Annotated in this window: 1 pseudogene; it reads left to right on the top strand. The window is 44.8% G+C overall.

Going from position 1 to position 319, the window contains the following annotated elements:
- Positions 1-282: pseudogene (locus AB4585_RS24250) on the top strand (adenylate kinase); the annotation flags it as partial.
- Positions 283-319 lie beyond the last annotated feature (37 nt).

Below are 319 nucleotides of genomic sequence, written 5' to 3'. Positions count from 1 at the left end.
GGTCGTCGTGCTCACCTTCCATCAGGTCGTACCTACCACGTTGTGTTTAACCCGCCTAAAGAGGAAGGTAAAGACGACGTAACAGGTGAAGCTCTTGTTGTTCGTGATGACGACAAAGAAGAGACTGTTCGCGCTCGCCTAGGTGTATACCACACGCAAACTGCTCCGCTAGTTCAGTACTACGGTAAAGAAGCAGAAGCAGGTAACACTAAGTACCTTAAGTTCGATGGTACTAAGCAAGTTGCAGAAGTAAGCTCTGACATCGAAAAAGCGTTATCTTAATCATTGCTTATTGTTAAGCGAATTTAGATACTAGAAG

This window comes from Vibrio sp. 10N.222.49.C9 (assembly GCF_041474985.1).
In the GTDB taxonomy this organism is placed as follows: domain Bacteria; phylum Pseudomonadota; class Gammaproteobacteria; order Enterobacterales; family Vibrionaceae; genus Vibrio; species Vibrio crassostreae_C.
This window is presented reverse-complemented; position numbering and strand designations above follow the sequence as displayed.